Annotated in this window: 2 protein-coding genes and 1 pseudogene; 2 read left to right on the top strand and 1 reads right to left on the bottom strand. The window is 35.7% G+C overall.

Features of this window, described 5'->3' with window-relative positions; all coding sequences use genetic code 11:
• Positions 1–213: 213 nt before the first annotated feature.
• A complete protein-coding gene (locus IQ228_RS24705) occupies positions 214–360 on the bottom strand; it encodes a hypothetical protein (RefSeq protein ID WP_193964794.1) in 147 nt (48 codons plus the stop codon).
• A gap of 386 nt (positions 361–746) precedes the next feature.
• Here IQ228_RS24705 and IQ228_RS24710 point away from each other — a divergent pair, with 386 nt between their 5' ends.
• Positions 747–1,988 carry a lipid-A-disaccharide synthase gene (locus tag IQ228_RS24710; protein WP_193964792.1) on the top strand — a complete coding sequence of 414 codons (1,242 nt, stop codon included), beginning with the start codon at positions 747–749 and terminating at the stop codon, positions 1,986–1,988.
• Between the two features lie 28 nt (positions 1,989–2,016).
• A pseudogene (locus IQ228_RS24715) lies at positions 2,017–2,483 on the top strand (restriction endonuclease subunit M); the annotation flags it as partial.

The raw sequence follows: 2,483 nt of genomic DNA on the forward strand, positions 1-2,483 counted from the left end.
AGACGCTCAACCAATTTGTTTTAAAGGTCGGAAAGGGCAAAGGGAGAAAATTAAAACCGTCCCTGACTGGCCGCAACGGTTAAGGGATTTTGTTGATCAACTTATTGAAGACTTAGACAAACAGTAAGATAAGGATAGTTATGGGTAGAAATTATTTAGCTGTTTCTACCCCTTATTATACCCTACCAGAAACTTTTATGAATTTGCTCTTTATTACTTACCTAAACCATCATATCTGTTTGGGTCTTTTTTCTCTTTTTTGTCCTTGGGATCTTTCTTAGGCTTTTTAACTTCTTTATTACCTTTTTTTTCCTTAGACATCAGTATTACCCAACTAAGTTTACCCGTCAAAACTGCCACATTCTGCTATTAGTAAATCAGGGCGTAGCTTACCTGGTATCCTTTAAAAACAGGAAGGGAAGCATTGCACATTTACGCTACTAATTACTATGATACATTGTTATTTGATTTTGTTATGAATTTGATTAACCACGACACAAAACTTTAGATACCTTGTCACTATATCTAATTGAGATTCTAATTTAGAGATTCAATTTTGCTGCCTTAATTCATTATATCAGTCAATACCTTGTCCATTTTCTGTAGGTTGGGTTAAGCGACAGCGCAACCCAACGCATTTGTTGGGTTTCATGCTTCAACCCAACCTACAAATCAAGGCTTTTTTTAATTTGGACAAGGTATTGATCAGTATAATCATATTTTATAACTCATTAGGTAATAATTAAATGACTACACCCGTAGATATTCTCATTCTTTCCAATGGACCTGGGGAGGTGACAACCTGGGTACGTCCTGTTGTTAAAGCATTGAGGGAAGAATTAGGACATGATGTTTCTCAACTGAGAATTTCTGTAATATTGTCACCTTGTCCCCATGCTAGTGGTAAAGAAACTGATATAGCGCTGGGTTATCCAGAGGTTGATAGAGTTCAAGCACCTGAATATTTTTGGCAATTTTTACTGTGGGGAAAAACCGCGCAAAATTGGGAATGGAGAAATCAAGGTGTAGTCATATTTTTAGGTGGTGATCAAATTTTTCCGGTGATTATTGGTAAAAAATTAGGATATAAAACTCTAGTTTATGCGGAATGGGAAGCGCGTTGGCACAATTTTATAGATAAATTTGCCATTATGAAAGCTCAAGTTGCGAAAAATGTCTCTGCTAAATATGCTGATAAATTCACTGTTGTTGGTGATTTGATGTTAGAAGCAGCAAAGAATGAAATCACACCTAAAGTTGCAAATCCTCAATCTAAAGTTGAACTAATTGGAATTTTACCGGGGTCAAAATCTGCAAAATTAACCCAAGGTGTACCTTTAATGTTAGCTATTGCTGAATATATTTATCGTCAAAACCCGAAAACGAAGTTTTTTATTCCCGTCGCACCAACTTTAGATTTACCAACTTTAGCTAATTTTGCTAATCCTGAAACTAATTCATTTACAAAAGCGTTTGGTTTTCAAGGTGCATCTTTATCTGGTAATTTTCTTGCAACTACTACTGGATTAATCGTGGAATTAAAACAAGAAAATCCAGTTTATGATTTATTATCCCAATGTTCTATTTGTTTAACTACAGTTGGTGCAAATACCGCAGAATTAGGTGCTTTAGCTGTACCGATGATTGTCCTATTACCAACTCAACAATTAGATGCAATGCGTTCTTGGGATGGTTTACCAGGAGTATTGGCAAATTTACCGGGAGTAGGTTCTGGTTTTGCTAAATTAATTAATTGGTGGGTGTTGAGACGTAAGGGTTTATTTGCTTGGCCAAATATTTGGGCGCAAGCAGAAATTGTCCCGGAATTAGTAGGTAAATTGCAACCTGAAGAAGTGGGAGAAATGGTTTTAGATTTGTTAGCAAATCCAGAGAAATTAGAGGCTATACGGGATAAATTACGCAGTGTCAGAGGTGAAGGTGGGGCTGCACAGAAGTTGGCTATTTTGGTGAAAGAGGAGTTATTATAGATTTAGATAAAATTGGAATTTTGAAAATATGAAAGCACCTGATAGTATTGTTCAACTGGTTGAACATTTTCACTCTTTGATAGAATTGTATTGGGCGGGGGGAATTAATGAAACACAAACCAGAATTGAATTTATTAATCCTTTGTTTGCTGCTTTAGGATGGGATATTGGCAATGAACGACAAATTTCTGATATTTATAAAGATGTTGTTCATGAAGATTCTTTAAAAATTAGTGATGCAAATAAAGCCAAAGCACCTGATTATAGTTTTCGGGTTGGTGGAGTCAGAAAGTTTTTTGTGGAGGCGAAAAAACCCGCTGTTAATGTGGGTCAAAATATGAGTGCAGCTTTTCAAGTGAGACGTTATGGCTGGTCTGCAAAGTTAGCTTTAAGTATTTTAACAGATTTTGAAGAATTTGCAGTTTATGACTGTCGAATTATGCCCAATAAAAATGATTCAGCATCAGTGGCTAGAATCAAACATTTTAATTATAC

This window comes from Dolichospermum sp. LEGE 00246, from assembly GCF_015207865.1.
Classification (GTDB): Bacteria; Cyanobacteriota; Cyanobacteriia; order Cyanobacteriales; family Nostocaceae; genus Dolichospermum; species Dolichospermum heterosporum.